Below are 24919 nucleotides of genomic sequence, written 5' to 3'. Positions count from 1 at the left end.
TGCAGCCCTCATTCGATCGGAGGAGGACGGCAATGGCGGGCAATCGTTTGCGGATCGCGATCTGGGGGCTGGCGGCGGCGCTGTGGCTGCTGCCGCTGGTGGCGATGCAGTTCACCGACGAGGTCAACTGGACCACGTTCGACTTCGTGTTCTGGGCCGGGATGCTGCTGGTGGCCTGTGCCGCCTACGAGGTGGTGAGCCGGATGTCGCCGAGCCGGGCGTACCGCGCCGGGGTGGGCGTGGCGGTGGTCACCGGCTTCCTGGTGGTCTGGGTCAATGGTGCGGTCGGCATGATCGGCAGCGAGGAAAATGCGTACAACCTTTTGTTCCTGGTCGCGCTCGTGGTCGGCGCGGCGGGAGCGCTGCTGTCGTGGTTCCGGCCGGCGGGGATGGCCTGGTCGCTGTATGCGACCGCGGCGCTCCACGGTGCCATTGGCCTGGTCGCGCTGGTCGCGGGCTGGGACACCCGCGGTGCCGTGCTTGCGCTCGGTTTCGTGTTGCCCTGGCTGTTCTCGGCAAGCCTGTTCCGCCATGCCGCGCTGCACCCCGGGTGAACCGGATTGCTGCGATGCGGCACGATGCCGCCGACTCGCGCATAGTGGCTGCAACTTCAGGAGCAACCGATGGATTCCCCTACTCAGCCCTTCATGCAACGCGCCAGGCACTTCCTGTCCGCCCTGGCGACCTGTCCCGTGCAAGTCCGCCGCGTAACACCGCTTCGCGTCGGTTGGCCACCGATTGCCGCGGTGGCGGTGGCGTCGTGTCGGCCGGCCGTAGCGCCGCGCTGGTCCTCCGCCGGTCCCGCGGGCGAATGGCGGCGGCGATCGCTTGACCGGTATGCCCCTGCGCGCCGCCGCTAGCGCCATGCGGCAATGCCCCATGTGACAGCGCCGCCCGAGGGCGGCGCTGTCGTTGCATCCATCCCTGGAAACGCCGGGGACTACTTCCTTTCGTTCCCGGTGCCGGGTTCGGTCCTGCCGGTGCCCTGGTCCTTGCCCGGCGCGGCCTCCTTGCTCTTGTCGCCATCCTTCTGCGCGCCGTCCTGGTTCGGGTTCTTGTTCTGGCCGGTCTTGTTGTCGGTGTCGTTGTTCATGGTGTTTCTCCGGGAACCGAAGGAATGCGGGTTCCACATCGCAAGGCCACCGTACCGGGGCGGTGGGTAAGGTGTGGTGAAACCCGCCACGGCCATTCATGTGACGACGGTCGCCGGCAGCGCGAGTAAACTGCCGGCCATGTTGCATCGCTTCCTCACCGATCACCGGAGCGAGCTCATCGCCCGCTGCCGGGCCAAGGTCGCCTTGCGCGCCTTGCCCGGGCCGCTCGCCATCGAGCTCGACCACGGCATCACCGTGTTCCTCGACCAGTTGATCAAGACGCTGCAGGTCGAGGAAGGCGTCGAACCGCTGCGCAGCCGCGAGGTGTCCGGTCCCAGTGGCGGCGGCCAGCCGGTGCTGTCCGAAATGGGCAAGTCGGCTGCCGCGCACGGGCGCGAACTGCTGGAGAACGGCTTCACCGTGGAAGAGTTGGTCCACGACTACGGCGATCTGTGCCAATCGATCACCGGACTGGCGCTCGAGCAGGATTCTCCATTCACGATGGAGGAGTTCCGCACCCTCAACCGGTGCCTCGACAACGCCATTGCGAACGCGATTACCGAATATACCTACCAGCGCGACTTCGTCGTCGCCGATCGCCAGGCCATTGCCTTCAAGGAGCACCTGGGTTATTTCGCCCACGAACTGCGCAATCACCTCAGCACCGCCACCCTGGCGCTGATGGTGATGAAGACGGGCAACGTCGGCGTGAACAGCGCAACCGGCGCCGTGCTCGACCGCAGCCTGGTGAACCTGCGCAATCTCATCGACCGGTCGCTGTCGGAAGTGCGGATGAATGCCGGCGTGGATGTGCGCCAGAAAGTGTTCTCGCTCGCCAGCTTCATCGGCGAACTCAAATCCGCCGCGGACCTGGAGGCATCGGTGAAGGGCTGCACGTTGCGCGTCGCGGAAGTGGACCCGGAACTGGCGGTCGATGCCGATCGCGACCTGTTGTTCTCGGCCGTCGGCAATCTGCTCCAGAACGCATTCAAGTACACCCGCCCGGGCACCGAGGTGCGGTTGCAGGCCTATGCCGCGGCCGATCGCATCCTGGTCGAGGTCAAGGACGAGTGCGGCGGCCTGCCGGGCGGCGACGTCGAGGCGCTCTTCATGCCCTTTGTCCAGGCCGACGAGGACAGGTCGGGCCTGGGACTGGGGTTGGCGATCGCGCGCCGCAGCGTAGAAGCCAATGGCGGCCACCTCCGCGCCCGGGATCTACCGGGCCGCGGATGCGTCTTCACGATCGATCTGCCGCGGCTATCGATGCCGTGAGGTCGCGGCGCCAGAATCGGTAGATCAGCGCGCCGGCCACCAGTGCCACGGCACCGGCGACCAGGTTGTGCACGCTGGCGCTGGCCAGCAGGCCAAGCGACAGCACCGTCGCGGCCACCGGAATCACCGCGCCGCCGGGCAAGCGCAGCGAGCCCTCGCGTTGACCATGGCGGCGCTGCAGCACCACCGCCGATAGGGCGGTGCTGACGTAAGTCACCAGCCGCGCCACCACCGACAGCAGCGCCAGCTGCACGAACGATCCGCTCAATGCCAGCACCAGCGACAGCACGCCGATCACCATGATCGCGGTCACCGGCGTGCGGAAACGCGGATGGATGCGGGTCATCGAACGCGGGCCGAAACCGTCGTTGGCCAGCGCGAGCAAATAGCGCGGCCCGAGCATCATGGTGTTGCCGGTCGTGCCCAGGATCGACACCGCCGCGCCCACCGTGAGCACCCACACCAGCCAGCTTCCGCTGAACAGCGAGGCGGCTTCGGCCAGCGGCGTCTGCGACTGCGCCAGACCTGGCAAGGTGCCCAGCGCGACCCATTGCACCGCGACGTACACCGCCGTGACCGTGGCGATCATCGCCAGCATCGCGAACGGCACGTCGCGACGCGGGTTGCGATATTCGCCGGCGGCCGCCGGCAGGTTCTCGAACCCGGCGTAGGCGAACAGCAGCAGCAAGGCCGCCTCGCCCAGGTCGGCCAGCGGAATGTCGGCGGCCAGCACCGCGGCCTGCGACATGTCCACGTACATCGCACCGATGGCGATGAACATCAGCAGCGGCAGCATCTTGGCGATCGCCAGCAGCACGCCGGTGCGCGCGGCGGCGCGCACGCCGAGGATGTTGATCGCGATCAGGAAGGCGATCGACGCGGTCACGATCGCGACCCGGGCTCCGCCGCTTGCCGCGCCGGGCCAGAAATGCGTCACCGCCTCGGCCAGGCCGTTGCTCAGCGCGGCGGCACTGGCGATGCGCGTGAGCACCAGCATCCAGCCGATCTCGAAGCCGACCAGCGGCCCGAACGCCTCGCGCGCGTAGAGATAACTGCCGCCGGGCGTATCGAAGTAGCTGGCTGCCTGCGCGTAGCACAGCACCAGCAGGCTCACCGCCAGGCCGGCCAGCAGGATGCCCCACAGGCTCGCCGGTCCCAGCAATGCAGCCGCTGCGGCGGGCAACAGGTAGATGCCGCTGCCGACGACGTCGTTGATCGACAGGCCGAACAGCTGCCAGCGGCCGACGGCACGGCGCAGGGCGGGCTGGGACGGGTTGGGCTGGGCCGGCGACGGGGTCGTCATCAGCCGCAAGCTAGCACGGCGGGGCGGGCGTTGCCCCAAGGGTCAAATGACGCTTGAAATCGGGGTCGGCCGATCGCTATATTCGGCGAGCCGGCATGCAATGTGCTGGCGACATCAAATGGAGTATGGCAATGGAATGCCTGATCGAACCCAAGAGCATCACCGTGCTGTGCACATACCAGTGCACGGCTGCCTGCAAGCAATGTTGCTTCGAGTCCAGCCCAGCCATCAAGGGTGGCCTGGAAGGCGAGGTGATCCGGGCGCGCATTTCCGAGGCGAAAAATGAGTTCCGCGAGTTGGGACTCGTCGTCTTCAGCGGCGGGGAAGCATTTCTCCTGAAGGAGGAGCTGACCCGGAGCGTAGCGCATGCAACAGCGCTCGGACTCAAGACCAGGATCGTCTCCAACGGCTCGTGGGCCAAGCGCCTGGAGCGAGCTATCCGGGTCTGCGCGGAACTGAAGGAGGCCGGTCTTGGGGAGCTGAACTTGAGCACCGGGCGGGACCATCAGGAGTTCGTACCAGAAGACAGCATCATCAATGCAGCCGAGGCGGCGATCGGGAGTGGCATCGAAGTCCTGGTCACGGTCGAGACGGACACATCCGAAAGCGACTGTTATCTGTCGCTCAGGGGGAACGCGCGTATCAAGCGGCTCCTGGATGACAGGCGCTTCAGGATCGTCAACAACTTCTGGATGCCATTCCACGACGACGCTCCCGTTCGACGGCAGGAAGCCGACATCGCCTTGCTTCGCAAGGGGTGCTCGCAGGTTTTCGAGAATGTTGTCTTGACGCCGCACGACAATCTGTCCGCGTGTTGCGGACTCACCTTGGAGCATATTCCGGAAATGCGCCTCGGCAAGAACGACGGCAGCAACATGGGTTCGCTGTACCGCGCCCAGGCAGATGATTTCATGAAGTACTGGATCCGCATGGACGGCCCCTATTCCATTATCGAAAAGGTCATGGGGGATGCCGCTGGAACCTACTTGGAGGGCGTTGTACACGGATGTCAGGCTTGCGCGATCCTGCACAAGACTCCAGAAATAAGGGAAAAGATTGTTGCGTTGTTCCCGTCATATGTCGAAGAGGTAATGACCCGTTTCGCGATCAAACAGGCCGTGGATGGAATCCAGGCCTCCAACGCAAGGGAGATGTCCAAATGAAGCGGAGGAAGTTCATCAAGGCGGCGTTGGTTGCGCCGGTACTCGCAGGAAACGTATCAGCGGGGACCCGGTTGTTTGGAACGCCGGGCAGCGTGTCTCCAGGTTGCAATGATCTGGGGGAAAAGCTTGTGCTTCCGCTTGCCCGCTCCGGCTTGCCACCGCGATTCTGGGCCAAGCTGAAAGGGGTGTCGTCGGTCGTTGTTGGCGTGCTCAATTCACCTGAAGAAAGCAGGGCATTTGCCGAATCTCCCGCCAAGTACCTGGAGATGCACGGGTTGGATCATTCGGACGGGACGCTGGAAGACGAGACGGTCAAGCTTGTCGTGGCCTTGTCTAGTCCCGCTGCGCGCGACGCAATTACCAGGAAGGATCATGTTGCGTTCATGCAGCATCTCAAGACAACGGGAGTTCTTGGGTTCGATGCGAGTTTTCTCCAGAAAGAACTCGAGAAGACCTTGGCCAAGAATGCGGACGAGATTCGCGATCTGCTGTTGTCCAACATCGATAGGATCCCGACTGCAGACCGCGAAGCTTTCCTTGCGATCCTTTCGGCATCGGGGTGTGGCGCCTCGGAAGACGATCTGGCGATTACCTACAAGCTGATGTCATCCGAGCTCGAAGGATCGCCATCGATCGCATTGGTCGTCGTATCAATCGCTCTTGTCGTAGTTACGGTGGCAGCCGCCGCGGTTCTCTGGGTGTACACGGCAGGATGGGTGATCGGCGGACCGCTTGTGGCGAATTTCCCCGGCACGAGTTTTGGCCGGCTAGCAGAGGCCGACCCGAATCTCGTCAAGAACTATGAACGTGCCACGAGATTGGCCGCGCTTACCGGGGACAAGGAGATTCTCGCGCACGGGGCGCGGGAGTTGATCCTGGCCGAGAGCGTTGCCATTGTCTCCGCGATGAAGGGCGCAGGCATCCTGGACATCTCCGAAGATGGCGTTGGCCGCCTCGCGGAGGCGATGTCCCTTTATGCTTATAGAATGATCGGTGTGTAGACGCGATGGGAAGCATGGATACGCAGGTTTTCGCTATAGGCGCACTGAACTGGAAATCCATCGGTGCATTGGTCCTGATGGCCCTGGCTGTCGTGGCGTCGGTCGTCCTGGGTATGGACAAGGGATTTCGAGCCGTGCCGGTCGCGCTTGCCATTGTTGTCTTCGGTGTAGTGCTGGCGCTCATCGGATCGGTACGGATCGTCGTAACCGATGGGAATCTCATTGCAGGCGGAATGTTCTACAAGGTCAGGATGCCATTGGCGCAAATCGATGCACGCAATGTGCGATTGCTGCCGGCGGACGATCCCTTCAGGCTCCGGTGGAGGACCAATGGGTTGGGGTGGCCCGGATTGAGTTTGGGATGGTTTACCACCAACGGCTCCAAACGCGTGTTCGCGGCGATAACCGGCAAAGCGAACCGCGTCTACATCCCGACGTCGGGAGGCTTCGATATCGTCCTGACGCCGGAAGATCCTGCGGCGCTGATCACCGCGATCGAAAGGCCCTGAATCTCGCGCAACCTTCAATCGCGTGACGGCCCGAGCCAGGCCATCGCTGCGACGATGCAGGCGGCGAACAAGGCACCTTCCATCGCGCCGGTAACGGCCTGGCTGATGGGGCCGAAGGCGGTTTCGCCGAACAGTGCGCCGATCCGGTCCAGCTGCAAGCGCGAACCTTCGAAGGTGTTCGCCAGCAGTTGCAGGCTGCCGCCCATCAGGCGGCCGCCAGCGAGCGGAATGGCGATGCCGGCGACCACGCCGGCGATCGCCGCGCCGGTGACGCTGCGCCCTGTCCATGGTGGAGTGCCGCCGCGTGCCCCGAACCACACGCCGAAGCCGACCGCTGCACCGAGCACCAGGCCTTCGGCGCCGCCGGTGATGTCGCCGGGCGAACGCCCGAGCAGCAGGTTGAAGGCGTCCAGGCCGAGCAGTTTCACCACCGTGCCGACGAACATGCCGCCGATGGCGCCACCCAGGATCGTCCAGCGCCAGTGAGATCCGGGCAGCAGCGTCGATGCGGCGATGCCCAGGCTGACGCCAGCGCCGCCAGCGACCGCGGCGACGATGGTCAAACACACCATCACCAGCAGCATCGAGACCGCGCCCATGCCGGGCGCGAGCGGTTGGGTGGCGCCCGCGAAACCGTAGAACAGCCCGCCGAGGACGCCGGCCACGCCCGCGCCGGTGGTGCCGGCGGCGGCTAGCAGCAGGGCGCTGCGCCAGTTCCATCCGGAAGCGGGTGTTGCTGCACTCGCTTTATCCCCATCCGCCGCCGTCACCGGCGCGATGAAGCGGTAGCCATGCTTGGGCACCGTCTCGATGAAAATCGGATCCGAGGCGTTGTCTCCCAGTGATCGGCGCAAGGTGCGGATGCACTGGGTCAGCGCTTCCTCGGTTACCGGCACGCCGTTCCAGACTTCGTCCAGGAATCGGTCCTTGCTCACCAACCGTCCCGGCTCTCGGACCAGCAGGGCCAGGGCGTCGAAGTAGCGGGCATTGAGCTCGACCCGCTCGCCACCGCGCCAGAGCTGGCGCTGGGCCGGGTCGAGGACGAAGTCGGCGAAGCGGTGGGAGGGGCCTGGCATGTGCGACAAGCCTAGCCTTTCTGCGCGCTGAACGGCACCGGCCGGTAGCTACCGCGGCCTGCGTACACGCAATATCTTCCACGCCTGCGCCTCGGGAGCCGGCCATGCGACAAGTGATCTTGATGAGCGTGATGGGTGCCGGCCTGGCCTGCCTGCTGGCCGCCTGCGCACCGGTGCGGCTGCAGATGCCCGAGGGCTTCGCTGCCGGCGCCGCGGCATGGCCGGTCTCGGGACATTCCCCGCGCAGCTACGGCGAAACGTTGCGGTTCGGGCCTTACAGCGCGCTCGAGCCGGAGGACGGCGGCACGTTCTCCTGGGCCGTGCCCGTGGGCCGCATCGACATCGCCGGCAGCAGCCGGGACTACGCCTTCAGCCTGGAAGCGCCCGGTGAAATGCCGGTCGAGGTGCAATGTGCGGTGCGCTCCCGGGCCGTGGGCCACGACACGGTGACCGGCCGGGTGGACTCGCGCACCGAGCTGGACCTCACCGCGCTGCGCGGACCGGTCCTGGGCTGTGGCCTGCGAAGCGTCGATGTCGACGACGTCGCCGATGCGATGGTGCTCGCGCTCGCCCGACACGGCACGCAATTGCACGGCCGGCTCGAGTCGCCGTGGGGCGACCATGAGGTACGCAGCCTGCATCGTTACGAGGGAACCTCCATCCCCGCGTACGGCGTCAACGGCTTCGAGGTGCTGCGCGACGGCAAGGTGGTGATGGTGGTGGACATGCTCAACGCCGGCCACGTGCACATGGCCGATGGCGTCGCTGCCGCGCAACGCAGCTGGCTGGCGGCCGCAGCCGCCGCCCTGTTGCTGCTGGGCGCCGACGCCGAGACCTGACCCGGAGTTTCGAGGCTGCGGGCCGGCCGGGCTATGCTGCGCCCGTCCGCACGGAGAATCCCATGAGAGCGTTGTTCCTCATTCTTGCCATCGTCCTCGGCAGCACCTTGCCGTCCCTTGCGTGCGCGCAATCCGGCAACGCGCTCAAGACGCTGTATACGCAGGAATGGCAGTGGCGCCAGCACGAGTTTGGTTACCAGACCGACGACGGCGAGTGGAAGTCGGGCGACCGCTTCCCTTCGGTGACGCCGGAAGCCTGGGATCGTCGCGCGGCTTACTGGAAGCAGGTGCTGGAGCAGCTCGACGCGATCGACGTCGCATCACTGCCGCACGAAGAGCAGGTGAACGCGGCGGTGTTCCGCGCCGACATCGAGGCGCAGTACAACAACGCGAAGTGGCGCACTTACGAAGCGCCGTTCAACAGCGACAGCTTCTTCTGGAGCTACCTCAATCCGTCGCAGCCGTACCGCGACGTCGCCGACTGGCGCGCCTTCATCGGCCGACTCGAGGACCTGCCGCGCTACTTCGACGAGAACATCGCCAACATGGAGCGCGGCCTGGCGCGCGGCTGGAGCGTGCCGCGCATCTCGGTGCAGGGACGCGAGCGCACGCTGGAACCGTACGTGGTCGCGGAGGGCAATCCGTTCCTGGCCACGTTCGACGCCATGCCCGAGACCATCCCGGCGGACGTGCGCGCGGCGCTGCAGGCCGAAGGCCACAAGGTGGTGCTCGAACGGGTGGTGCCGGCCTACCGCAAGCTGCTGGCCTACCTGCGCGAGGACTACCTGCCGAACACGCGCATCACCACTTCGGCCAGCGACCTGCCCGACGGCGCGGCGTTCTACCAGTCGCAGATCCGCGAGTACGTCACCCTGGACATGACCGCTGAACAGATCCACGCGATGGGCCTGGCCGAAGTCGCGCGGATCGAAGCGGAAATGCGCGAAGTGATGAAGCGCGCGGGCTTCGAGGGCACGTTCCAGGAGTTCCTCGCGTTCCTGCGTACCGATCCGCGCTTCTACGCGAAGACGCCACGGGAACTCATGGCCACGGCGGCATGGATCGCCAAGAAGATCGACGGCCAGCTCAAGTACACGCTGGGCACGCTGCCGCGCTACCGCTTCACCATCATCCCGGTGCCGGACGACATCGCGCCCAACTACACCTCGGCGCGCGGCGGGCTCGACGCGTGCCTGTTCAACACCTACGACTTGCCGTCGCGGCCGCTGTACAACATCCCGGCGCTGGTGCTGCACGAGTGCGCGCCCGGCCACAGCCTGCAGGCTGCGCTGGCGCTGGAGGCGCCGGAGCGGCCGGAATTCAGGCAGAACCTCTATTTCTCCGGCTACGGCGAGGGCTGGGGCCTGTACTCGGAATGGCTGGGCACGCAGATGGGCGTGTACGAGACGCCGTACCAGGACTTCGGCCGCCTGACCATGGAAATGTGGCGCGCGGCGCGCTTGGTGATCGACACCGGCCTGCATTCGAAGGGCTGGACGCGGCAGCAGGCGATCGACTACCTAGCCAGCCACACGGCACTGGCGCAGCTCGACATCGAGAACGAGGTCGACCGCTACATTTCCTGGCCGGGCCAGGCGCTGTCCTACTACATCGGCTATCGCACGCTGCGCGACCTGCGCGCGGAAGCCGAACGCGAGCTGGGCGCGCGTTTCGACCAGAAGCGCTTCCACGACACCATCCTCGCCCTGGGCGCGGTGCCGCTGCCGGTGCTGGAGCAGGAAGTGTCCAGGTTCATCGCCGGGCAGAAGGCCGGCCCGTGAGACAGCGCGTCGGCTACGTGCGCGGCGACGACGGGGTCCAGCTGGCCTGGTCCGAGATCGGCCGCGGCAAGCCGCTGGTGCGCGCGGCGACGTGGATGACGCACTTGCAATACGACATGGAAAGCCCGGTTTGGGCGCACTGGCTGCGTTTCCTGGGCGGCCATTTCCGTGCCGTGCGCTACGACGAGCGCGGCTGCGGCATGTCGGACTGGAACACCGGCGACCTGGACGCATCGCACTGGCTTGGCGACCTGGAACAGGTGGTGGACGCGGCGCACGTCGATGAGCCGATGGTGCTGCTGGGCATCAGCCAGGGCGCGAGCACCGCCATACGCTATGCAGTGCGCCATCCCGAGCGCGTCTCGCACCTGGTGCTGTACGGCGGCTACGCGGTGGGCGGAAACCGCAGCGAGGATCCACGGCGGCGCGAGCTGTACAAGGCGGTGATGCACGTCGTCGGCCTGGGCTGGGGCGTGGACAATCCTTCGTTCCGCCAGCTGTTCACCACGCGCTTCGTGCCCAACGGCACGCCCGAGCAGCTCGCCTGGTTCAACGAGCTGTGCCGGCGCACGACTTCCCAGGCCAATGCGATCCAGTTGCTGCGCGCGCGCGGCGAGATCGACGTGCGCGAGGAACTGGCCAAGGTCCGCGTGCCTACCCTGGTGCTGCATTCGGACCGCGACCAGGTCGCGCCGCTGGCGCAGGGGCGGGCGCTGGCCAGCGGGATCCCCGGTGCCAGCTTCGTGCAGTTGCGCTCGGACAACCACGTGCTGCTCGAGGACGAGCCGGCATGGCGCGAGTTCCAGGCGGCGGTGCTGGAGTTCACCGGCGTGGCGCCGAAGGCCGCGCGACCGCAGGCCGACATCAGCGCTGCACAGCTCACCGGCCGCGAGCGCGCTGCGCTGCGCCTGTTGTGCGAAGGCCGCAGCAATGCGCAGATCGCGTACGAGCTGGGCGTGGCGGAGAAGACCGTGCGCAACCACGTCTCCAACCTGTACCGGAAGCTGGGCGTGCGCAGCCGGGCCGAGGCGATCGTGGCCTGGCACCGGCAGTCGGGAGGCGACGGCGCCGGCTGACCGACCGGGACATTTGTCCCGATCGGATCCGGCGAACCGGGACAAGGTTCCCATTGGCGCGGCGGCTTCGGCGTTCCACCCTGCCGCCACCGTTTTCCCCCAGGACCTTCCCGAATGTTCCGTCTGCTCTCGCTCGCCTACGCCGCGGGCTGCTATGTCTTTTTCCTGGTGACGTTCCTGTACGCCATCGCCTTCGTTGCCGGCCTGGACATCGTCCCCCGCCATATCGACAACGGCCCCGCCGCCGCGCTGCCGGTGGCCATCGGCATCGACGTCGCGCTGCTGCTGCTGTTCGCCGTGCAGCACAGCGGCATGGCCCGCCCCGGCTTCAAGCGCTGGTGGAAGCAGATCGTCCCCGAGCCGGTCGAGCGCGCCACCTACGTGCTGGCCAGCACGCTGGTGCTCGCCCTGCTGATGTGGCAGTGGCGCTCGCTGCCGCAGGTGGTCTGGCACGTCGAAGCCGAAGCCGCGCGGATCGCCATTTACGCGCTGTGCGCGTCGGGCTGGCTGCTGTTGCTGTACAGCACCTTCCTGATCAACCACTTCGACCTGTTCGGCCTGCGCCAGGCATGGTTCCATGCCACGGGCCGCCGCCCCGACCCGCACGTGCCGTTCGTGGCGCGCGCGTTCTACCGGGTCGTGCGCCATCCGCTGATGCTCGGCTTCCTGGTCGCGTTCTGGTCCGCGCCGACGATGAGCGTGGGGCACCTGCTGTTCGCGATCGCCACCACCGGCTACATCCTGGTCGCGGTGAAATTCCTGGAGGAACGCGACCTGATCGCGATCTACGGCGATACCTATCGCGAATACCAGCGCCAGGTGCCGATGCTGCTGCCGTTCGGCCGGCGCAAGGCGGCGCGGCGCAAGCCTCAGGAAGCCTGATGTTCGCGTGCCGGGGCATCGGCGTCGTTCACGTCCTCGGCGCCCGGTGAGGCGGTGCTCTCGGCGACCTGCGCCGAGCCCGCCTCCAGCGCGTCCAGCGCTTCGGGCTGCGGAACCGCGGCCACCGCCTCGGGCGCCTGCCGGCCCATGTCCACGCGCATCCGCGGCAACGATTCCGGATGCGCATGGCTGAGGTAGTCGATCATCCGTTCGCGCACCGCGCAGCGCAGGTCGAACAGTTCGCCGGAGTTGCGCGCGCTCACCAGCAGGCGCACCTGGATGGTGGTCTCGGCGGTCTCGGTGACCTGGGCCACGCATACCCGCCGGTCCCAGCGTTCGTCGCTCTCGCAGATGCGCTGCAGCGCCTCGCGCACGTCCTGCATCGGGGTGCGGTAATCCAGCCACAGGAACGCGGTGCCGAGCAGCTGCGAGGTCGTGCGCGTCCAGTTCTGGAACGGATGCTCGATGAACCACTGCAGCGGCACCACCAGGCGCCGCTCGTCCCAGACGCGCACCACGACATAGGTGCGGTTGATCTCCTCGATGCGGCCCCATTCGCCCTCGACGATGACCACGTCGTCCAGGCGGATCGGCTGGGCGAGCGCGATCTGCAGTCCGGCGATCAGGTTGCCGAACACGGGCTTGGCGGCGATGCCCGCCACCAGGCCGATGAGTCCTGCCGAAGCGAGCAGCGTGGCGCCGATCTGGCGGATGCCGGGGAACGTCATCAACGCCAGCGCCACGCCCACCAGGACCACCAGGCCCTGGGCGACGCCGCTGACCACGCGGGCCTGGGTCAGGATCTTGCGCGCATGCAGGTTGTCGGCCACGTCCAGCGGGTTCTCGCGCGCGACGCGGCGCTCCATGGCGCGGATCGCGCGCACGCCCAGCCACACGGCGAGCAGCAGCAGGAGGATGACGAGCGCGTGGCCCACGGCGCCTTCCGGCAGGTTCGCGATGCCTGTCATGACGCCATGGTGCCTGCCGCGGCGTTAGCATGGCGTGGCCACCCCACGGCAGGATCACGACATGACGAATACCTACAGGAAGGATCCCGATGCGATCGCCCGGCTCACGTCCGAGCAGTATCGCGTGACCCAGGAAAGCGGCACCGAGCGCCCCGGCACCGGCGAATACCTGCACAACCACGAGCCCGGCATCTACGTCGACATCGTCTCGGGCGAGCCGTTGTTCGCCTCGTCGGACAAGTTCGACGCGCATTGCGGCTGGCCGAGCTTCACCCGGCCGCTGGTCCCGGCGCACATCAAGGAACTGCGCGACGGTTCGCACGGGATGATCCGGACCGAGGTGCGCTCCGCGCATGGCGACAGCCACCTGGGCCACGTGTTCGAGGACGGTCCGCGCGACCGCGGTGGGCTGCGCTACTGCATCAACTCGGCGTCGCTGCGCTTCGTGCCGCGCGATCGCATGGAGGCCGAAGGCTATGGCGCGTACCTGGACCAGGTGGAGGAGCGGCCATGAGCACCGAGCGCGCGATCCTTGCCGGCGGCTGCTTCTGGGGCGTGCAGGACCTGCTGCGCAAGATGGACGGCGTGGTGTCCACGCGCGTGGGCTACAGCGGCGGCGACGTTCCCGACGCGACCTACCGCAACCATGGCACGCATGCCGAGGCGGTTGAGATCGTGTTCGACCCCGAACGCATCGGGTACCGCGACCTGCTCGAATTCTTCTTCCAGATCCACGACCCGACCACCGAGAACCGGCAGGGCAACGACGTCGGTACCTCGTACCGCTCGGCGATCTACTACACCACGCCAGAGCAGCAGGCCACGGCGCTGGAGACCATCGTCGACGTCGAGGCCTCGGGCCTGTGGCCGGGCAAGCTGGTCACCGAGGTCGCCCCGGCGGGCGACTTCTGGGAAGCCGAACCCGAGCACCAGGACTACCTGCAGCGCTATCCCACCGGCTATACCTGCCACTACGTCCGTCCGGACTGGAAGCTGCCGCGCAAGACCTGATCCTGGGGTAGGCTAGCCGCCAGCCATTCCATGGAGGAGTCCGCGATGCGCATGAGGCTGGTGTTGTCGGTGGTGCTGGTGATGCTGATGGCGGCGCCCGCGGGCGCGCAGGACTTCGACCCCGGCAGCGTGCCGGTGACGACGGCGGCGCTGCCGCCGTTCCCGTTCTTCAAGGCGCCCGACGGCCTGGCCAGCGCGGTTCGCGAGGGCGAGCACGAGGTGCCTTACGACGGCCAGTACTTCCTGGCTGGCGACAAGGCCGTGCTGGTCGAGGGCCGGATCTTCCACGACAAGTTCAACCTGGCCAACAAGGCGCGGCCCTACACCGCCCTGGAATTCCACCGCAATTACCAGGACGCCATCGCCGAACTCGGCGGGGTGAAGATCAACACCGTGCAGTACACGCCTGACGTGGCCAAGGCCGCGGGCGGCCGCGCGGTGATCGAGCAGAACCAGTACGGCGCGGTCGCGGTGCCGGGCTATCGCCACGACAGCTACCTGCTGCGCACCGCGGACAAGGAGTACTGGATCGACATCAGCTCCGGCGCGATCCCGCTGCACGGTTACGTGGTGGTGCTCGAGCGCAAGGCGATGGCGCGTTCGCTGGGCTTCCTCGATGCCGCCGCGATGAAGCAGGCGCTCGACGCCGACGGCCGGGTGGCGCTGCAGGTCAACTTCGATGTCGACAAGGCGACGCTGCGCCCGGATGCGCAGCCGCTGGTCGAGCAGATCGCAAAGCTGCTCGAAGGCGAACCGGGTCTGCGCCTGTCGATCGAGGGCCATACCGACAACACCGGCGACGCCGCGCACAACCAGGAGTTGTCGACCGCACGCGCGCGCAGCGTGCTCGGTGCGCTCGTCGGCCTGGGCGTGGATCCGGCGCGGCTGCAGTCGAAGGGCTTTGGCCAGGACAAGCCGGTGGCCGGCAACGACACCGAGGAAGGGCGCGCGAAGAACCGCCGCGTCGAACTGGTGAGGCTGTAGCGCCATGGGCGTCGCGACGCGGGAACTCGAGCAGTTCGTCCATGCGGCACTGTCGCGAGGCGAATCCAAGCAGTCGGTGCTGGCGGCGCTGACGGCGGCGGGCTGGCCGGAAGAGCAGGCCGTCGATGCGCTCGATGCCTACGCCGACGTTTCGTTCCCGGTGCCGGTACCCAAACCGCGCCCCTACCTGTCCGCCCGGGAAGCCTTCCTGTACCTGGTCCTGTTCGCGACGCTGTACATCAGCGCCTACCACCTGGGCAGCCTGCTGTTCGACCTGATCAACCGCGCGTTCCCGGATCCGGCCGATCCGGCCTGGCGGGCGACGCACGCGGCCTCGTCGATGCGCTGGGGCGTGGCGTCGCTGGCGGTCGCCTTCCCGGTGTTCCTGTACGTGGCCAACCTGCTGGGCAAGGAGCTGGCACGCAGCCCGACCAAGCGCCAGTCCGCGGTCCGCCGCTGGCTCACCTACGTGACCCTGTTCCTGGCCGCCGGCATCGTTATCGGCGACCTGATCACGCTGCTGTACAACGTGCTCGGCGGCGAACTGGGCGCGCGCTTCCTGCTCAAGGTGTTCGTGGTGGGCGCCATCGCCGGCTCGATCTTCGGCTACTACCTGTCCGACCTGCGCCGCGAGGAGAAGCAGCCATGAGTCCGGGCCGCCGTCTTTCGGTGATCGCGTCGCTGGTCGTTGGTGCCACGCTGGTGGCCGCGATCGCGGTCCTGGATTCGCCGCCGCAGCAGCGCGAACAGCGCCTGGATGCGCGTCGCGTGCAGGACCTGCAGCAGCTCGAGAACGCGATCGGGGTCTACCATGCCGGGCACAAGGCGCTGCCGGCCGACATGGCGGCACTGCGGGCGGAAATGCCCGGCTGGAACCTGGCGCCGGGCGATCCGGCCAGCGGCACGCCGTACGGCTACGAAGTGCTGGGCGAGCGCAGCTACAGGCTGTGCGCGGAGTTCACCACCGACACCGCCGCCGACACGCCGTATGGCCCGGTGGTCGACGCGTGGAAGCACGGCGCCGGGCGCCAGTGCTTCAACCGCGAGGTCGCCAGCCCCCCACGGAAGTAGCGGCGGGACGCGTGGGGTCGATGCCCTGCACGGTGCAGGCGGCGATGCGCCCTCGACCGGCCGACTTGGCCGCGTAGCACATGCGGTCGGCGGCCTCGATCACGTCGCGCGCGGACAGGCCGTGGCCGTTGAATTCGACCTGGCCCACGCTGGCGCCGGTGCGGTGGACGCGGCCTTCCCAGGTGAACTCGAACGCGCCGACCGTGTCGCGGATTTTCTCCGCCACGGTGTTGGCGCGCGCGCTGCCGCAGTTCTCCAGCAACACGGCGAACTCGTCGCCGCCCATGCGCGCCAGGGTGTCGTGCTCGCGCAGCTGGCGGCGCAGCAGCAGCGAAAGCTGGCGCAGGAGTTCGTCGCCGGCGACATGGCCGGCGCTGTCGTTGATCGCCTTGAAGTGGTCCAGGTCGAAGTAGAGCAGGGCGTGGCGGCAGTCGAGTTCGTCTGCGCTGTCCAGCGCCCGGCCCAGGCGCGCCTCCAGCACGCGGCGGTTGAGCAGGCCGGTCAGCGCGTCGTGGTTGGCGTGGTAGGACAGCTCGCGGGCCATGCGCGTGGCCGCGGTGACGTTGCGGAAGGTCACGATGTTGCCGACCTGGCGGCGCTGCGGGTCGTGGATCTGCGCCACTGTGCCGTCGACCAGGATCACGTGGCCGTCCAGGCGCACCAGCGAACCGGTGTCGTCGTTGCCGTTGCCGAAGCCGTCGCCGAGCAGGTCGATCATGTCGCCGTGGGTGTCGATGATCCGCACGACTTCGGACAGCGGCCGCGACATCGCCTCGGCCTGGGTCCATCCCGTCAGGTGGCAGGCGACCGGGTTGAGGCTGGTGATGCGGCCCTGCAGGTCGGTGACGACGATGCCGTCGGCGATCGCGGCCAGGGCGCTCTCGCTGCGCTGCAGGGCCTCGCGTGCGGACGCGAGTTCGCGGCGCGCTTTTGCCAGCTCGCTCGCAAGGGTCTGCGTCGACGCATGGTCGACGCGGTGGGGGCGCGGGGAGGACGCCATGCCGGGTCAGGCTAGCGGCGCAATGCGTAAGGCGCGGTGAGCGAAAACGCTGGAGCGCACGCTACTTCTGTGACGCAATCCGCAGGTTCGGCACGGAATCTCGATCACATGGCTGAACGTCGCATCCGGAGCGCACCGATGCCTGCGCCGGAGGCTGCAGCCGGAATGCGTCGCCGACTTCGATGTCCAGGGTTTGGCCGCTGTTCGGGCCGGTGTGTGGGGCGTCGCCCGCATCGGTCTGCGCGCCGCGCATGGCTTCCTGGCGCAGTGCCTCGATCATGATGCCCATCACCCGGCCCATCGCGCTGCGCGGGGCATCTGCCGCGGGCGCCTGTTCGCCTGCATCCGCGGCGACGGCATCGCCGGGGCGCGACTGGGCCAGGCAGGCGGGCGCCAGCAGGGTCATGCACAGCAGCAGGGGCAGGGGGGATCGCATGTGGCGACGGTAGTGCGCGATACTCGCTGACCGCGTGAAGGACCCCCGCCGAGGCTGAACGATTCATGATGACGCCGATCTCGGAACAACATTTCCGCCTGCTCGTGGAGAACGTTCGCGACTACGCGATCTTCATGCTCGACACGCAGGGCCGCGTCAGCACCTGGAACGCGGGCGCCAAGCTGATCAAGGGCTACGAGACCGACGAGATCGTCGGCAAGCACTTCTCGGTGTTCTATCCCGACGAGGTCGTCGCCAGCAGCTGGCCGGCGCGGGAACTGGAGCTCGCGCTGGCCGAGGGCCGCGTGCAGGACGAAGGCTGGCGCGTGCGCAAGGACGGCAGCCGCTTCTGGGCGAGCGTCACCATCACCGCGCTGTTCGAGCCCGATGGCACCCACCTGGGCTTCGCCAAGATCACCCGCGACCTGACCGACCAGCGCCGGGTCAAGGCGCTGGAGGACGAAGGCCGGCGCATGACCACGTTCCTGGCGATGCTCGGCCACGAACTGCGCAACCCGCTGGCGCCGATCGCCAACGCGGTGTCGGTGATGAAGCTGGAAGACATCGCGTCGGAGAACGTCAAGCGTTGCCGCGACATCATCGACCGCCAGGTGACGCAGCTCACCCGGCTGGTGGACGACCTGCTCGACGTCGGCCGCATCACCAGCGGCAAGATCCGCTTGTCCACCGCGCGCATGGACCTGGCGCGCGTCGTCGCTGGCGCGGTGGAAATGGCCGAGCCCGAAGCGATGCGCCGCGACCATCTGCTGCGCCTGGACATGGCGCCGGGCTACACCTGGGTGAACGGCGACCGCGCGCGCCTGCTGCAGGTGTTCAGCAACCTGCTCAACAACGCGGTCAAGTTCACGCCCAACGGCGGTTCCATCGTCGTCGAGCTGCGCCGGGACGGATCGAACGCGGAAGTGTCGGTGCGCGACAACGGCCCCGGCATTCCCGCCAACCGACTCGAGGACATCTTCAACCTGTTCGTGCAGGGCGACTCGCAGCCGGACAGCATGGCCGCGGGCCTGGGCGTGGGGCTGAGCCTTGTGCAGCAGCTCGTCGCCCTCCACGGCGGCGAGACCAGCGTTTTCAGCGCGGGCGTTCCCGGCAAGGGCGCGGAGTTCGTGGTGCGCCTGCCCCTGGTGGATTGACCGGCGGCGGTAGCAGGTGACGCACGTGCAGGAAGCGTGCGAACCGCGGCACGCCGTTGCTGCCCAGCCCGTTGTAGCGATACGTGACCACGCTGCCCGGCGGCGGCGGATCGGCGCGTTGTGCGTCGCTGAAGCCGGTGCCGATGCGGAAGCGCAGGCCGTCGTCGCGTTCCACCACCAGCGCCCCGAGCATCCCGGCGTACTTGCCGCGCCCTGGCGTGTGCCCGACCACGCATGCCTCGGCGTCCCGGTAGGGCTTGTACTTGAGCAGGTCGCCGCTGCGCCCGGCGCGGTAGTGCGCATCGCGGCGGTGCAGCACCAGGCCTTCGCCGCCCGCCGCCGCGGTCGCGGCCAGGCGCGCATCCAGCGCGATGCGGTCGGGCACTTCGAACTGTTCCACCGCGCGCAGCCACGGCACGCCGGCCGAGGCCGTCAACTCGCCGATGCGGCGGGCGCGTTGCGCGAAGACCGCGCCATCATCGGGCAGGTCGAAGACCATGAAGCGCATCCGGCGCCACTCGGCATCGTTGCCGGGCGCGCCGCGGACGATGGAGCTGGCCGCTTCGAACTGGCCGCGGCCGATCCACAACTCGCCGTCCATCGGCACCGGTGGCCAGCCGGCCGTGAACCAGGCCGGCGCCGCAACCGGGAGACCGCCGCGCGTCCACAGGCGATGCCCGTCCCAGCGCCCGCGCACGCCATCGAGCTTCTCGCTGACCAGGTACTGCGATACGTCGATCCCGGTGCCGTCCTCCAGCACCATCGGCAGCATCACCGCCGGCGGCTGGTGCGCGGCTGCCCCGTCCGTGCCGGCGGCCGGTGGCGGCCAGGCGGCCAGCAGGCAGGCGGCGAGGCAGGCGAGCAGCCAGTTGGGCATTGGCGGGTTCGGGCGCATGGCAGCAGCATCGAGGAGGCCAGGCGCGGGATCTGTAGGGAAATCCCGCGCCCGGTGCGGGTTTTTCCCCGGCCGCGCAGGCGGCGGCGTTAGACTCGGCTCGTACCGCCGGCGTGAACGACGATGGGTAGCGAGGGAGCAGCACAAGGCCACGAAGCAGCGCTGACCGCGATCCTCGCCCAGGTGTCGCGCGAGGCGCTGCAGGGCGACGGCCTGGACGAAGTGCTGCAGCACATCTGCGATTGCCTGGTGCGCAACCTGCCGGTAGCGATCGCCAGCATCATCCTGCTCGACGAGGGCGGCACCACTTTCGTGCAGGAAGTCTGGTCCGGCGAACTCGACCTCAGCCCGCCGGCGCTGGCCAGCGGTTGGCCGGTGACCATGGGCGCTGCCGGTCGCTGCGTCCGGATGGGCACGCCGCAGCTGATCGTGGATGTCGACAGCGATCCGGACTACGTGCCCGGCAATGCGGCGGTGCGCTCCGAATACCTGGTGCCGATCCGCCATCGCGACCGCCTGCACGGCGTGCTCAACATCGAGAGCACGCGGTCCGACCTGTTCGACGGGCAGGTACGCGACATGTTCGACGCCATCGCCGACCAGGTGGCGGGGGCGATCCACCTCGCGCGGCTTGCGGCGGAGCTGGAGGAAGCCAACCGCAAGCTCGAAGCGCTGTCGATGAGCGACGGCCTGACCGGCATCGGCAACCGCCGCCTGTTCGACCGCCAGCTGGCCGCCGAGTGGAAGCAGATGGCGCGGGAACGCAAGCCGCTGGCCCTGCTGCTGGTCGACGCCGACCATTTCAAGATGCTCAACGACGCCTGCGGGCACTTGTACGGCGACGAATGCCTGCGCGAGCTCGCGCGACTGTGCAGCCGAATCGCCGAGGGCGAATTGGTGGCGCGTTTCGGCGGCGAGGAGATCATGGTGATGTTGCCCGGTCGCGACCTGGCACAGGCGCGCACGATCGCCGAACGCATCCGCCTGCGGATCGAGGATGCGTCGATGGCGCACCCGTCGTCGCCGGTGGCCGGGCACCTGACCGTCAGCATCGGTGTCGCCGCGCTCTGGCCGGACCTGGACACCGAGCCTGCGCGCCTGGTCGCCGCGGCCGACCGCGCGCTGTACGCGGCCAAGGCCGGCGGGCGCAACCAGGTGGTGGCGGTCGAGGGTTAGGGCGCCTCGTGCCGGCCCTGGGCCTTGGCGCGGCGAATCACCGCACGCACCAGTTCCCGGTCGCGGTGGCGCGAGATCGCGATCGCGCCCAGGGCGATCGCCCGCTCGCGCAGGTCCGCATCGACGTCGTAGTGGGCGCCGCTGGTCTTGTCCTGGAAGGCGCGGCGCGGGATGCCCAGGCGGCCGGCCATGTCGTGCAGTTCGGCCAGGGTGTCGGCCATCAGGTGCGCCCAGCGATGGCCGCGCCACAAGGTCACGGCATCGTCGACGTAGACCGCCATGGCGGGTTCAGCCGGCGTCGCCGCCGTCGCTGCTGCCGGCATCCATGAGGTAGGGCTCGACGGTGCCCTTGAGCTTCATCGTCATCGGGTTGCCGCGGCGGTCCAGGGACTTGCCGGCCACGACCCGGATCCAGCCCTCGCTGATGCAGTATTCCTCGACGTTGGTGCGCTCGGTACCGTTGAAACGGATGCCCACGCCGCGCTCGAGCAGGGCGGCATCGTGGTGCGGGCTGCGGGGGTCCAGGGACAGGCGGTCGGGAAGTTCGTTGCTCATGGCGCCATGATAACGTAGCCGCCCATGGCGATCCGGCGCGAACTGTTCGCAGGCGAGGTGCTCTACCGGCAGGGCGACCCGACCGATTGCGCCTGGCTGATCGAGAGCGGCCAGGTCGAGCTGGTCTCGGTGCACGGGCGGCGCACTACCCGTCATGGCGTGCTCGGCGCCGGCGAACTGATCGGCGAGCTCGGCCTGCTCGACGGGGCGCCGCGCAGCGCCACCGCCACCGCCCGCGCCGACAGCGTGCTGCTGGCGATCGAACGCGAACAGTTCATGGAGCGCCTGCAGGCCGGCGATCCCATCCTGCGCACCCTGGTCGACAGCCTGCTGCAGCGCATCCGCGGCTTGGTCGCGAGCCTGCCGGCCGATGCCGAAATGCCCTCCGAGGACGTGCCCTGCGACGACCCGGTCGAGCGCCTGGGCATCGACAAGATCCGCCTGGAAGCGCAGCTGCGCGACGCGCTCTCCAGCGGCGAGCTCGAGGTCCGCTACCAGCCCATCTACGACATCGCCGCCGCCCGCGTCGCCGGCTACGAAGCGCTGGTGCGCTGGGACCTGCCGGGCAGCGGCCCGGTGTCGCCGGCGCAGTTCATCCAGCTCGCCGAGGAAACCTCGCTGATCGTGCCGGTCGGCGAATACGTGCTCGACAAGGTGATCGGCGTGCTGCAGGCGCTGCGCGACGACGGCGCCGACCCGCTGCCCAGCATCGCGGTGAACCTGTCGGCACGGCAGTTGGTGGAGCCCGGCATGGCCCGCCAGATCGTGGCCCGCGCCGAACGCGCGAAGCTGCCGGCCGGCGCGCTCAAGCTCGAGGTCACCGAGAGCCGGATGCTGGACTACGCGCCCGTGGCCGCGGTGATGAAGCACTGCCGCGAGCAGGGCCTGCCGTTTGCCCTGGACGACTTCGGCACCGGCTATTCCAACCTGACCCACCTGCACTCCCTGGACTTCGAGTTCATCAAGGTCGACCAGGCCTTCGCCCGCCACATGTTCGACAGCGAACGCGCGATGGCGATGGTCGAGGCCATCGTCAACATGGCCCACGCCATCGGCGCCAAGGTCATCTGCGAGGGCGTCGAGACCCGCGAGCAGCTGGACCGCCTGCGGGCGATGGGGGTCGAGTACGCCCAGGGCTACCTGATCGGCAAGGCCGCCCCGGCGGAGGAGGTCCTTTCCGGCGCGGCCGCCCGGACCGGCGAGGAAGCTGCAACCGCCTGAGGCCCGGCCGTATCCCTTGTTCCGAACGCCCACCACCGGAGCAACGACATGCAGCTCGAATTCCTCATCCCGATCGTCCTCTTCATCTGTATCGCCTCCACCATCAAGGCGGTCGTCGACGCACGCGTGCGCCCGCGCTTCATCGAATCCAACGGTTCCGACGACCTGGTGCGCGCCATGCTCGCCGGCGAAGAACAGCATCGCCGCCACGGCTCGCTGCGCTGGGGCGTGACCCTGGTCGCGCTGGCGATCGGCTTCGCCCTGGTCGACGCCGGCAACTGGGACGAGCTCACCCCGGGCGTGCTGGCGATCCTGCTCGGCGCCACCGGCATCGGCAACCTGGCCTACTGGTTCATCGCCCGCAAGCAGGGCTGACCCCTGGACGAAGACCGCAAGCTGGTCGCGGACGTGCTCGGTAACGTGCCGGGCGCGTTCGAGCGCCTGGTGCGCCAGTACCAGGGCCTGTGCTGGCACATCGTGCAGCGCATGGTCCGGCACCCGGAGGACACGCGCGAGCTGTGCCAGGAAGCCTTCCTGCGCGTGCACCGCAACCTGCACCAGTACCGCTTCGACGCGCCGCTGAAGTCCTGGATCGGCCAGGTCGCGTACTCGGTCGCGCGCCGGCACCTGGAGCGCAAGCGCATCGCGCTGGTCGAATCCGGCGACGAGGAAGCGCCGCTTTACGAGCGCATAGGCGACGATTTCGACCTGGAAGCGGCGACCGCCGACGACGAAGTCGCGCGACTGCTGCACGCGGCCATCGAGGCCCTGCCGCCGCTGCAGCGCACGCTGCTGACCCTGTACCACCTCGACGAAATCCCGATCGGCGAGATTTCACGCATCACCGGGCTCGCCGAGGGCACCATCAAGAGCCACCTGTTCCGCAGCCGCAAGCGCCTGCGCGAGTTGCTGGAACCCCGGATAGGAGCCGCCGCATGAATCCGCACGACATCGGTACCCACGACGTCGGTACCCACGACCCCAGCACCCGCATCGACCGCCACATCGACCTGGCGCTGCGACGCGAACCCGATGCCGGGCCCCCGGCGGATTTCGCCCGCAGCGTTGCAGTGCTCGCCCGGGAGCGCGCGGCCGATCCGGCGATCGAGCGCTGGCTGGTGCGCGCGCTCGTGGCGGTCTTCGGGCTGGCCGCGGTGGTGGTGACCGTGGTCTACGGACGGGAATGGCTGCCCGCCTTCGGTTCGTTGCCGGTGCCCGTCGACGCGTCGACGCTCAACTGGGTGGCGGCAATGCTGGCCTGCATCGCGTTGACCTGGCTGATGGGCCGCGCCGGGCAGCCGCGAACGGCCAGGTAACCGGCTCAGGTCGCCGGGGCGTTCGGGTCCGGCGGCACGCGCGTGGAGCGTTCCGGCGGCGTCGGATTGGGCAGCTGCTCGACGTTGCCGATGGTATCCAGCCACAGGTATTGGCTTTGGCCGGTCGCCGCGCCGTCGGCTTCGCACTCGATCCGGGCGACGCCGTTGAGGCCCTCGTTGCCGTCCGGGTCGAAGAACGACTGCACCGTCGGCGTCATGCTGACCATGCCGCGCAGGCGGCTGCCGTCGTCGAGTTCCACTTCCACGCGGGCGTCCTGGGGCAGTTGCACCGCCACCTTCTCCAGGCGCGCGATCGCGACCGGATCAGCGTAGACCCGCGGCGCATCGCGGCTCATGCAGGCGATGCCCATTCGGACGCGGGGACGGGTTCGGCGTCGAAGCGGCGTGCGTAGTCGCGTTCGCGCGCGATGCGCTCCACTTCCTCGTCGGCCAGGTCGGGTGCCGCGTACACGGCGTAGGCGATGCCACCGTCGCGACTGCCCACGTGGTGCAACTGGTACCGCGCCAGGCCCGAACCCGTGTTCTCCGGGTAGTGTGTCGGCGGCTGGTCCACGGCCAGGTCCAGCTCGCTGTTGTCGACCGTACCGCCCACGAACAATGCCCGCATGGCAACCCCCTCGCTGTGGTGTGGCCCCCATCCTCGGCGTTGCGATGTTGAGGCGGCATAAAGCCGGCGTTAGGGTTCCGTAGCGCGGCTCCGTAGAATCGCCTGGTGAGTACGCGCACCGATCCCGCACTGGAGACCCTGCTGCTGCCGTTCGCCGGCGGCGGATTGGCGTGGCCGCGGGAAGGTGGCGCGCTTTTCATCGGCGGCCGCGATGGCTGGCCGTTGCACGCACAGCCCTTGCCCGGACTGCGCATCGAGCCGGACGACTCCGACTCTGCGACCCGGTATCCGCTGGTCCTGTTGCTGCCCCCGCGGCAGCGCGACCAGGCGCGCGCGCAATTCGCACGCGCGCTGGCACGCCTGGCGCCGGGCGGGGTGCTGGTGGCCTGCATGCCGAACAAGGAAGGGGCCAAGTCCGGCGAAGCGGACCTGGCGCGCCTGGCCGGCCCGCTGAACGTGCTGACCAAGAACCACTGCCGCGTCTTCTGGACCGCCCCGCTGGAGGCAC

General features: G+C 68.2%; 31 protein-coding genes and 1 pseudogene. 21 read left to right on the top strand and 11 right to left on the bottom strand.

Going from position 1 to position 24919, the window contains the following annotated elements:
- Positions 1 to 32: 32 nt before the first annotated feature.
- Positions 33 to 554, top strand: coding sequence for a hypothetical protein (locus tag QAA18_RS05020; RefSeq protein ID WP_279411533.1), 522 nt, complete (start codon positions 33 to 35; stop codon positions 552 to 554).
- 386 nt (positions 555 to 940) lie between these two features.
- Here QAA18_RS05020 and QAA18_RS05015 read toward each other — a convergent pair whose 3' ends face one another.
- Complete coding sequence (locus tag QAA18_RS05015; protein ID WP_279411532.1) at positions 941 to 1093, bottom strand: hypothetical protein; 153 nt, start codon at positions 1091 to 1093, stop codon at positions 941 to 943.
- A gap of 76 nt (positions 1094 to 1169) precedes the next feature.
- Between QAA18_RS05015 and QAA18_RS05010 the strand changes: the two genes are divergently transcribed.
- On the top strand, positions 1170 to 2366 hold the full coding sequence (locus QAA18_RS05010; protein WP_279411531.1) for a HAMP domain-containing sensor histidine kinase: 1197 nt from the start codon (positions 1170 to 1172) through the stop codon (positions 2364 to 2366).
- Here QAA18_RS05010 and QAA18_RS05005 read toward each other — a convergent pair.
- The gene (locus QAA18_RS05005) at positions 2332 to 3669 is read right to left on the bottom strand and encodes an APC family permease (protein ID WP_279411528.1); all 1338 of its coding nucleotides are present in this window, start codon (positions 3667 to 3669) and stop codon (positions 2332 to 2334) included. The two genes, QAA18_RS05010 and QAA18_RS05005, sit on opposite strands and share 35 nt — an antisense overlap.
- Before the next feature lie 131 nt (positions 3670 to 3800).
- Between QAA18_RS05005 and QAA18_RS05000 the strand changes: the two genes are divergently transcribed.
- The 3 genes from QAA18_RS05000 to QAA18_RS04990 are packed head-to-tail and all read left to right on the top strand — an operon-like array spanning position 3801 to position 6342.
- Positions 3801 to 4832, top strand: coding sequence for a hypothetical protein (locus tag QAA18_RS05000; RefSeq protein ID WP_279411527.1), 1032 nt, complete (start codon positions 3801 to 3803; stop codon positions 4830 to 4832).
- Positions 4829 to 5833, top strand: a complete 1005-nt coding sequence (locus QAA18_RS04995) for a hypothetical protein (protein WP_279411525.1) — start codon at positions 4829 to 4831, stop codon at positions 5831 to 5833. The genes QAA18_RS05000 and QAA18_RS04995 overlap by 4 nt, the downstream gene beginning before the upstream one ends.
- A gap of 14 nt (positions 5834 to 5847) precedes the next feature.
- A complete protein-coding gene (locus QAA18_RS04990; protein WP_279411524.1) occupies positions 5848 to 6342 on the top strand; it encodes a PH domain-containing protein in 495 nt (164 codons plus the stop codon).
- Positions 6343 to 6356: 14 nt separating this feature from the next.
- On the opposite strand, the gene QAA18_RS04985 is transcribed toward QAA18_RS04990, so the two are convergent.
- The gene (locus QAA18_RS04985; RefSeq protein WP_279411521.1) at positions 6357 to 7418 is read right to left on the bottom strand and encodes a transcriptional regulator; all 1062 of its coding nucleotides are present in this window, start codon (positions 7416 to 7418) and stop codon (positions 6357 to 6359) included.
- 104 nt (positions 7419 to 7522) lie between these two features.
- On the opposite strand from QAA18_RS04985, the gene QAA18_RS04980 reads away from it, so the two are divergent.
- From QAA18_RS04980 to mddA, 4 genes are all read left to right on the top strand, one after another.
- Positions 7523 to 8257 (top strand): hypothetical protein, encoded by a 735-nt coding sequence (locus QAA18_RS04980; protein ID WP_279411520.1) that lies wholly within the window; start codon positions 7523 to 7525, stop codon positions 8255 to 8257.
- A 62-nt stretch (positions 8258 to 8319) separates the two neighbouring features.
- Positions 8320 to 10038 carry a DUF885 domain-containing protein gene (locus tag QAA18_RS04975; protein WP_279411519.1) on the top strand — a complete coding sequence of 573 codons (1719 nt, stop codon included), beginning with the start codon at positions 8320 to 8322 and terminating at the stop codon, positions 10036 to 10038.
- The gene (locus QAA18_RS04970; protein ID WP_279411518.1) at positions 10035 to 11114 is read left to right on the top strand and encodes an alpha/beta fold hydrolase; all 1080 of its coding nucleotides are present in this window, start codon (positions 10035 to 10037) and stop codon (positions 11112 to 11114) included. Before QAA18_RS04975 ends, QAA18_RS04970 begins: the two co-directional genes overlap by 4 nt.
- A 114-nt stretch (positions 11115 to 11228) precedes the next feature.
- On the top strand, positions 11229 to 11996 hold the full coding sequence (gene mddA, locus QAA18_RS04965; protein ID WP_279411516.1) for a methanethiol S-methyltransferase: 768 nt from the start codon (positions 11229 to 11231) through the stop codon (positions 11994 to 11996).
- Here mddA and QAA18_RS04960 read toward each other — a convergent pair.
- Positions 11984 to 12964 carry a mechanosensitive ion channel domain-containing protein gene (locus tag QAA18_RS04960; RefSeq protein WP_279411513.1) on the bottom strand — a complete coding sequence of 327 codons (981 nt, stop codon included), beginning with the start codon at positions 12962 to 12964 and terminating at the stop codon, positions 11984 to 11986. The genes mddA and QAA18_RS04960 overlap by 13 nt on opposite strands.
- A gap of 61 nt (positions 12965 to 13025) precedes the next feature.
- On the opposite strand from QAA18_RS04960, the gene msrB reads away from it, so the two are divergent.
- Genes msrB through QAA18_RS04935 form a run of 5 tightly spaced genes read left to right on the top strand, consistent with a single transcriptional unit; the run spans position 13026 to position 16030 of the window.
- Positions 13026 to 13478 (top strand): peptide-methionine (R)-S-oxide reductase MsrB, encoded by a 453-nt coding sequence (gene msrB, locus QAA18_RS04955; protein ID WP_279411511.1) that lies wholly within the window; start codon positions 13026 to 13028, stop codon positions 13476 to 13478.
- Entirely contained in the window at positions 13475 to 13975 is a 501-nt protein-coding gene (gene msrA / locus QAA18_RS04950; protein WP_279411509.1) for a peptide-methionine (S)-S-oxide reductase MsrA, read from the top strand. The genes msrB and msrA overlap by 4 nt, the downstream gene beginning before the upstream one ends.
- A 45-nt stretch (positions 13976 to 14020) precedes the next feature.
- Entirely contained in the window at positions 14021 to 14959 is a 939-nt protein-coding gene (locus QAA18_RS04945; RefSeq protein WP_279411507.1) for an OmpA family protein, read from the top strand.
- Between the two features lie 4 nt (positions 14960 to 14963).
- Positions 14964 to 15608, top strand: a complete 645-nt coding sequence (locus QAA18_RS04940; protein WP_279411505.1) for a DUF5671 domain-containing protein — start codon at positions 14964 to 14966, stop codon at positions 15606 to 15608.
- Positions 15605 to 16030 carry a hypothetical protein gene (locus QAA18_RS04935; RefSeq protein WP_279411503.1) on the top strand — a complete coding sequence of 142 codons (426 nt, stop codon included), beginning with the start codon at positions 15605 to 15607 and terminating at the stop codon, positions 16028 to 16030. Before QAA18_RS04940 ends, QAA18_RS04935 begins: the two co-directional genes overlap by 4 nt.
- Here the strand turns inward: QAA18_RS04935 and QAA18_RS04930 are convergent.
- Together QAA18_RS04930 and QAA18_RS04925 are read right to left on the bottom strand one after the other, a co-directional pair.
- Positions 15996 to 17030: a diguanylate cyclase gene (locus QAA18_RS04930; protein ID WP_279411502.1), complete on the bottom strand. Its 1035-nt coding sequence runs from the start codon at positions 17028 to 17030 to the stop codon at positions 15996 to 15998. The genes QAA18_RS04935 and QAA18_RS04930 overlap by 35 nt on opposite strands.
- A 61-nt stretch (positions 17031 to 17091) precedes the next feature.
- Positions 17092 to 17466, bottom strand: a complete 375-nt coding sequence (locus tag QAA18_RS04925) for a hypothetical protein (protein WP_279411500.1) — start codon at positions 17464 to 17466, stop codon at positions 17092 to 17094.
- 65 nt (positions 17467 to 17531) lie between these two features.
- Here QAA18_RS04925 and QAA18_RS04920 point away from each other — a divergent pair, with 65 nt between their 5' ends.
- Positions 17532 to 18620: a PAS domain-containing sensor histidine kinase gene (locus QAA18_RS04920; RefSeq protein ID WP_279411498.1), complete on the top strand. Its 1089-nt coding sequence runs from the start codon at positions 17532 to 17534 to the stop codon at positions 18618 to 18620.
- Here the strand turns inward: QAA18_RS04920 and QAA18_RS04915 are convergent.
- Positions 18559 to 19515 (bottom strand): DNA ligase, encoded by a 957-nt coding sequence (locus QAA18_RS04915; RefSeq protein ID WP_279411496.1) that lies wholly within the window; start codon positions 19513 to 19515, stop codon positions 18559 to 18561. The two genes, QAA18_RS04920 and QAA18_RS04915, sit on opposite strands and share 62 nt — an antisense overlap.
- 123 nt (positions 19516 to 19638) lie before the next feature.
- Between QAA18_RS04915 and QAA18_RS04910 the strand changes: the two genes are divergently transcribed.
- Complete coding sequence (locus tag QAA18_RS04910; RefSeq protein WP_279411494.1) at positions 19639 to 20691, top strand: diguanylate cyclase; 1053 nt, start codon at positions 19639 to 19641, stop codon at positions 20689 to 20691.
- Here QAA18_RS04910 and QAA18_RS04905 read toward each other — a convergent pair.
- Entirely contained in the window at positions 20688 to 20972 is a 285-nt protein-coding gene (locus QAA18_RS04905) for a DUF4031 domain-containing protein (protein WP_279411493.1), read from the bottom strand. The two genes, QAA18_RS04910 and QAA18_RS04905, sit on opposite strands and share 4 nt — an antisense overlap.
- Positions 20973 to 20979: 7 nt before the next feature.
- Positions 20980 to 21246: a DUF3297 family protein gene (locus QAA18_RS04900; RefSeq protein ID WP_279411492.1), complete on the bottom strand. Its 267-nt coding sequence runs from the start codon at positions 21244 to 21246 to the stop codon at positions 20980 to 20982.
- Between the two features lie 24 nt (positions 21247 to 21270).
- Here QAA18_RS04900 and QAA18_RS04895 point away from each other — a divergent pair, with 24 nt between their 5' ends.
- The 4 genes from QAA18_RS04895 to QAA18_RS04880 are packed head-to-tail and all read left to right on the top strand — an operon-like array spanning position 21271 to position 23783.
- Positions 21271 to 22467, top strand: coding sequence for an EAL domain-containing protein (locus QAA18_RS04895; RefSeq protein WP_279411489.1), 1197 nt, complete (start codon positions 21271 to 21273; stop codon positions 22465 to 22467).
- Between the two features lie 48 nt (positions 22468 to 22515).
- Positions 22516 to 22842, top strand: coding sequence for a hypothetical protein (locus QAA18_RS04890; RefSeq protein ID WP_279411487.1), 327 nt, complete (start codon positions 22516 to 22518; stop codon positions 22840 to 22842).
- A gap of 33 nt (positions 22843 to 22875) precedes the next feature.
- Positions 22876 to 23406, top strand: coding sequence for a sigma-70 family RNA polymerase sigma factor (locus tag QAA18_RS04885; protein ID WP_279411485.1), 531 nt, complete (start codon positions 22876 to 22878; stop codon positions 23404 to 23406).
- Complete coding sequence (locus tag QAA18_RS04880; RefSeq protein ID WP_279411484.1) at positions 23403 to 23783, top strand: hypothetical protein; 381 nt, start codon at positions 23403 to 23405, stop codon at positions 23781 to 23783. Before QAA18_RS04885 ends, QAA18_RS04880 begins: the two co-directional genes overlap by 4 nt.
- Positions 23784 to 23788: 5 nt before the next feature.
- Here the strand turns inward: QAA18_RS04880 and QAA18_RS04875 are convergent, their stop codons facing one another.
- Entirely contained in the window at positions 23789 to 24139 is a 351-nt protein-coding gene (locus QAA18_RS04875) for a DUF3247 family protein (protein WP_279411483.1), read from the bottom strand.
- Complete coding sequence (locus QAA18_RS04870) at positions 24136 to 24411, bottom strand: hypothetical protein (RefSeq protein ID WP_279411481.1); 276 nt, start codon at positions 24409 to 24411, stop codon at positions 24136 to 24138. Before QAA18_RS04870 ends, QAA18_RS04875 begins: the two co-directional genes overlap by 4 nt.
- A gap of 105 nt (positions 24412 to 24516) precedes the next feature.
- On the opposite strand from QAA18_RS04870, the pseudogene QAA18_RS04865 reads away from it, so the two are divergent.
- Positions 24517 to 24919, top strand: a pseudogene (locus QAA18_RS04865) (16S rRNA methyltransferase); the annotation flags it as partial.

Source organism: Luteimonas sp. 8-5 (assembly GCF_029763755.1).
Lineage (GTDB): Bacteria > Pseudomonadota > Gammaproteobacteria > Xanthomonadales > Xanthomonadaceae > Cognatiluteimonas.
Note: the sequence above shows the minus strand (reverse complement) of the source record. Positions and strands in the feature narration are given on the sequence as shown.

What these genes read in the sequence shown, in the direction of transcription:
- QAA18_RS05020 (WP_279411533.1), top strand. Translation starts at nt 33, where the DNA reads ATGGCGGGCAATCGTTTGCGGATCGCGATCTGGGGGCTGGCGGCGGCG.
- QAA18_RS05015 (WP_279411532.1), bottom strand. Translation starts at nt 1,093, where the DNA reads ATGAACAACGACACCGACAACAAGACCGGCCAGAACAAGAACCCGAAC.
- QAA18_RS05005 (WP_279411528.1), bottom strand. Translation starts at nt 3,669, where the DNA reads ATGACGACCCCGTCGCCGGCCCAGCCCAACCCGTCCCAGCCCGCCCTG.
- QAA18_RS05000 (WP_279411527.1), top strand. Translation starts at nt 3,801, where the DNA reads ATGGAATGCCTGATCGAACCCAAGAGCATCACCGTGCTGTGCACATAC.
- QAA18_RS04995 (WP_279411525.1), top strand. Translation starts at nt 4,829, where the DNA reads ATGAAGCGGAGGAAGTTCATCAAGGCGGCGTTGGTTGCGCCGGTACTC.
- QAA18_RS04990 (WP_279411524.1), top strand. Translation starts at nt 5,848, where the DNA reads ATGGATACGCAGGTTTTCGCTATAGGCGCACTGAACTGGAAATCCATC.
- QAA18_RS04985 (WP_279411521.1), bottom strand. Translation starts at nt 7,418, where the DNA reads ATGCCAGGCCCCTCCCACCGCTTCGCCGACTTCGTCCTCGACCCGGCC.
- QAA18_RS04980 (WP_279411520.1), top strand. Translation starts at nt 7,523, where the DNA reads ATGCGACAAGTGATCTTGATGAGCGTGATGGGTGCCGGCCTGGCCTGC.
- QAA18_RS04975 (WP_279411519.1), top strand. Translation starts at nt 8,320, where the DNA reads ATGAGAGCGTTGTTCCTCATTCTTGCCATCGTCCTCGGCAGCACCTTG.
- mddA (WP_279411516.1), top strand. Translation starts at nt 11,229, where the DNA reads ATGTTCCGTCTGCTCTCGCTCGCCTACGCCGCGGGCTGCTATGTCTTT.
- QAA18_RS04960 (WP_279411513.1), bottom strand. Translation starts at nt 12,964, where the DNA reads ATGACAGGCATCGCGAACCTGCCGGAAGGCGCCGTGGGCCACGCGCTC.
- msrB (WP_279411511.1), top strand. Translation starts at nt 13,026, where the DNA reads ATGACGAATACCTACAGGAAGGATCCCGATGCGATCGCCCGGCTCACG.
- msrA (WP_279411509.1), top strand. Translation starts at nt 13,475, where the DNA reads ATGAGCACCGAGCGCGCGATCCTTGCCGGCGGCTGCTTCTGGGGCGTG.
- QAA18_RS04945 (WP_279411507.1), top strand. Translation starts at nt 14,021, where the DNA reads ATGCGCATGAGGCTGGTGTTGTCGGTGGTGCTGGTGATGCTGATGGCG.
- QAA18_RS04940 (WP_279411505.1), top strand. Translation starts at nt 14,964, where the DNA reads ATGGGCGTCGCGACGCGGGAACTCGAGCAGTTCGTCCATGCGGCACTG.
- QAA18_RS04935 (WP_279411503.1), top strand. Translation starts at nt 15,605, where the DNA reads ATGAGTCCGGGCCGCCGTCTTTCGGTGATCGCGTCGCTGGTCGTTGGT.
- QAA18_RS04930 (WP_279411502.1), bottom strand. Translation starts at nt 17,030, where the DNA reads ATGGCGTCCTCCCCGCGCCCCCACCGCGTCGACCATGCGTCGACGCAG.
- QAA18_RS04925 (WP_279411500.1), bottom strand. Translation starts at nt 17,466, where the DNA reads ATGCGATCCCCCCTGCCCCTGCTGCTGTGCATGACCCTGCTGGCGCCC.
- QAA18_RS04920 (WP_279411498.1), top strand. Translation starts at nt 17,532, where the DNA reads ATGATGACGCCGATCTCGGAACAACATTTCCGCCTGCTCGTGGAGAAC.
- QAA18_RS04915 (WP_279411496.1), bottom strand. Translation starts at nt 19,515, where the DNA reads ATGCGCCCGAACCCGCCAATGCCCAACTGGCTGCTCGCCTGCCTCGCC.
- QAA18_RS04910 (WP_279411494.1), top strand. Translation starts at nt 19,639, where the DNA reads ATGGGTAGCGAGGGAGCAGCACAAGGCCACGAAGCAGCGCTGACCGCG.
- QAA18_RS04905 (WP_279411493.1), bottom strand. Translation starts at nt 20,972, where the DNA reads ATGGCGGTCTACGTCGACGATGCCGTGACCTTGTGGCGCGGCCATCGC.
- QAA18_RS04900 (WP_279411492.1), bottom strand. Translation starts at nt 21,246, where the DNA reads ATGAGCAACGAACTTCCCGACCGCCTGTCCCTGGACCCCCGCAGCCCG.
- QAA18_RS04895 (WP_279411489.1), top strand. Translation starts at nt 21,271, where the DNA reads ATGGCGATCCGGCGCGAACTGTTCGCAGGCGAGGTGCTCTACCGGCAG.
- QAA18_RS04890 (WP_279411487.1), top strand. Translation starts at nt 22,516, where the DNA reads ATGCAGCTCGAATTCCTCATCCCGATCGTCCTCTTCATCTGTATCGCC.
- QAA18_RS04880 (WP_279411484.1), top strand. Translation starts at nt 23,403, where the DNA reads ATGAATCCGCACGACATCGGTACCCACGACGTCGGTACCCACGACCCC.
- QAA18_RS04875 (WP_279411483.1), bottom strand. Translation starts at nt 24,139, where the DNA reads ATGAGCCGCGATGCGCCGCGGGTCTACGCTGATCCGGTCGCGATCGCG.
- QAA18_RS04870 (WP_279411481.1), bottom strand. Translation starts at nt 24,411, where the DNA reads ATGCGGGCATTGTTCGTGGGCGGTACGGTCGACAACAGCGAGCTGGAC.